Here is a 3,936-nt window from a genome sequence, read left to right on the forward strand (position 1 = left end):
CCAGGTTATTCTCCTTAATGAAAGCCCGTAGTTGTTCTTTTGACCAAAGTCCCATGTATTCTCCCAACCTTTCTATGACTTCCATTTTACTGGGTTTAGGAGTTTACACAAACTATTTTACAGACTCTTTTTTCGATATTATTTTCTGGTTAATGTAGTTTAGGCATTAGTCTAAAACTTATTTCTCAATACCTGACGATTTTGTAACCAAAAAACCGCGTCAGATCAGCAACTCCAGTCTAATACTTTATTTTCTTTGAACAATAAAGTTGTATTGAGTAATTAAAAGTCGTATAAGAGTCGAGCAGATCCAGGATTATTTCCTGACATTTGCTTGGCTTTTCTTTTATGGCAGGGGATAAGAATTAGGGGAGAGGATAAGGAGAAAGCAGGGTTCTTCTCGAATCATATCTCAGAGGCTTTTTTTTATCAGGCGTTTCAAGGTTTCTCAGGCTTTATTCACGCATTTATTCAGGCATTGCTCCCTACGTTCACTCAGGCGATTCCTGTGATCTTACGATCAGGCCTTTTCCCTGTCCTTGATACGACTTTAATTTGCTCAAGTGGTCGGACAATTGAAGAAGAAGGGCGGAAAAAACCAGTCAGGACAAGGGTTTGAGCGAGTTGAGATGGTTGGGGTGTGGCGATACCACTTTATTTTCGGGACATAATTTGTGTCAGATGAAAATAAAGTCTTAGACTCGTCATTATGCTAACGGGCAGAGGAGCGGCCGGCCTTCTAGGTATCCGGTACCAAAGGAGGAACGGGTGAGATCGAACAATAGGAGTAAATTTATTCATTTACTGTAAAAATTATGTACGCACATTCCTTTCGGATGATACGATAAGGGTAAGTACCACCTATCCGAATCATAATACGCTGAAAGGAAGATGAACTCATGAATCTGCAAGCATGGCCAGCCAAGTTTAAAAATTCGGCGCCCTCCAGCTCCCGCATGAAGCGCAGCCTGATCGCCGCAACGGTCTTATCTTTACTTGCTTGCTTAATGGCTGCCCCCGTTCCGGCAGAGGCCGCACCCGAACGAGCACCTGAACAGGCTCTGATCGAACCGGGCCCCTCGTTTGGCATCTTTGACGATAGCGGATATGAGAGCAACTACATTCAGCCCACCCGGGATGGCGGTCTGCTGATGATCAATCGGTATGATGACAGCGAATCGCAGCAGGTGTGGGTGACTTTCGGAAAAATGACCTCCTCCCAAAGTGTCTGGAGCGATACGTTCTATATCGACAGCGGCATAGACAGGACCCGCCCGAGCAGAGCGGTCATCCGGGAAACCGCTGACGGGGGCACCCTGTTCCTCATTCATCATTTTAAACGCGAGGGCGGTAATGAAATTACGGCTTACCGTCTGGATGCGGCGGGAGAGACGCTGTGGAGCAAAGCGCTGGATACGGACACTCTGGATTACATTGATACAAGGGTAGGGCTCGAGACTCTCCCAGACGGAGGATTTCTTGTATCCGCCCAATCTGCCTCTGGGCAGACCTTTACGATTTACAAATATAATGACCAAGGGGGGCCGCTGTGGCAGAAACAGGAGACCGGGACGTTATCGGGATGGCTGGCGGGCCGCGAGGATGGCTTCTATGCAGTGCTGGACACTGTAAACGGCCAGGAAGCCGTACAGTGGGATCGGGACGGAAACGAAGTGACGAGAACCGGGCTGGAACTGGGCGGGGGTAAATCAGTCTTAACCGTCCAAAAGCTGGAGCATGACCGGATCGCCGTAACGGGACAAGGCGGCCCGGAAGGCGCGAAGACGAAGTCTACGATCATTCTGGGCAACCGGCTCAAGGTTGTAAAGGCGGTAGAGGATTACGCTATAAATGAAGTTTATATTCCGGAAGATAAAATTTTCATCCGGATCGACAACGAGACCAGCAGCCCGGGAGAAGGGGCTCCGTTCAGTTACCATACGGTTATTGCAACAGGCGTAAAGAGCAGCGGCAAGGAACTGTGGCAGGGGCGGATCGAGAAACAGGAAAGCCGCTATTACAGCCTTGTTTATGATCCGAAACTCGTCTACAAGGTAGACGAAGGTTACGCCATTTTGAAATATGAAAGCAGCCCGGCTTCATTTATCGGCATGGACAAAATCATCGTAAATCCGTGACGGCAGCTAATAAATCGCCAGCCCGGCCCCTTAGGGGGACCGGGCTGGCTGCCGTTCGCCGGGAACCGGCCGCAGCTGTCTATTTGTTTAATTGATCGTAATATTCCCCGAATGGGTGCGAATCTTAATAATGTCGATGGTCTGCTGCGGAGCTACCGGAGTAGGGACGCTGGCGGAGTCTGCCTTGAGATCATAGAAGCCTTTGAAATTTTTAAACAGGTCAGTCTAGTACTTAATTATTAAAAGCAGCCGATTTAGAATTCAAAAAAGCGCACAAGATCAACAATTCCAGTCTAAGACTAAAAGTCGTATCAAAGCCGAGTAGATGCCGGGACATTTCCGAACATTTGCTCGGCTTTTTCTTATGCATCCCGGTCCGCCGCGGGTAGGATAACGAAGGGTTGCTCTCGAATATTACTTTTAGATCGACTCGGACTAAACTCAAGCGTGGCAAGGTGTTGGATGGGTTAGAGAACAGGGATAATGGTCTTTATTCAAGCTTTGAACTCCGGCTTAAACTCCTCCATGACTCCCCCTTATCCCGTTCTTTTCCTTGCACTCCGATAAAATGGAATTAAGACATCTTAGGACCACAGCAAAACAAATTAAATCGAGTGGCTTCGCCCTTTGTTATCAAGGGGCGAAGCCATTAATCGTCTTAAGGGGATACAGCAGACAGCCCGCTATCAGCAGTTTTATGGTCATCACACTTTGTTCGACCACAAAAGAGAATATTTGTACTAATGTGAATGATTTAACAGTTTAATGAAGGGTTGTTTCTTAAAAGCACAAAAAAGCATGTATTGCCTGAAATGCCGTTCAGGACAAAGATTTTATGGGAACAAGGAGGTCCGACCGTTCCAAATTTTTTTGGGTAGAGCTTAACAAGCCTACAAAATGTGGGAAGCTTCGACCACTTTGTGGAAGTCTTACTGAGAGGAAAGTACACCGAGGCAGGATACCCTGTATTTTATGGGATTTAGGCATTACTGTACGCGAAACCGGCAAGGGAATTTCATGGTAGGTAGAGTTACCTGTTGAATCAGGACACAGGTCTAACCGTAGAACTAAATCCAGAAAATAAGTTAAATTAAACATAGAAAACATATATAGGAATAATATGCTGAAAATATACGAAATATATTTTTTCATATAGATTGACAAATTTGAACAAGGGAATATAATCTTTGGTAAATAGAATATTGGTTAATTTTGTATGTTTTCGTCAATTAAGTCGGATGCTGGGAGTGAATGGATATGTGGTTTTTAGTGCTGTGGCTGCTGGGTATTATTTCAGGGGTAGTGCATTTGTATTCATTGGGTTTTCCCAACGACTGGAGTGAAATTAGCAGGGTTTTGCTGCTGCACCAGTTTATAGTTACCTTTGGATTGGTAGGGCTGATTGGCTGTATCATCAATATTTTTCGAGCTGACCAGACGGCCAAACAGCTCGGATGGCCCGGAGGGCCGTTCCAGGTGAAATACGGCTTTTCTCAGGTAGGGTTGGGAGTCATGGGCATTATGGCAATTTGGTTCAAGGGTCCTTTTTGGATCGGGGTTTTGGTTACTATGTACATATACGGATTAAGCGGTCTATGGTCCCATACGTATGAAATGGTAAAAAATCGCAAGGCGGATGGAATCAGTATCGGCAATATTATTATGGATATCTTCTATCAGGCTTTTATCACAGCACTTTCCATCTGGGCAGGAGGAATATGGGTAATGCAATAGATTAGGAGGAAATTTGAAATGCTCATGTCCTAAATAGTAGATGACAGGATTGGAGGAAGGGATA

Annotated in this window: 2 protein-coding genes; both read left to right on the forward strand. The window is 45.6% G+C overall.

Annotation, left to right across the window (positions count from 1 at the left end):
* Window positions 1–899 precede the first annotated feature (899 nt).
* Entirely contained in the window at window positions 900–2,138 is a 1,239-nt protein-coding gene (locus K7397_RS08310; protein ID WP_223067484.1) for a hypothetical protein, read from the forward strand.
* 1,251 nt (window positions 2,139–3,389) lie between these two features.
* On the forward strand, window positions 3,390–3,872 hold the full coding sequence (locus K7397_RS08315; protein WP_237690778.1) for a DUF6790 family protein: 483 nt from the start codon (window positions 3,390–3,392) through the stop codon (window positions 3,870–3,872).
* The last annotated feature ends 64 nt before the right edge of the window (window positions 3,873–3,936 follow it).

This window comes from Paenibacillus caui, assembly GCF_019904135.1.
Classification (GTDB): domain Bacteria; phylum Bacillota; class Bacilli; order Paenibacillales; family Paenibacillaceae; genus Fontibacillus; species Fontibacillus caui.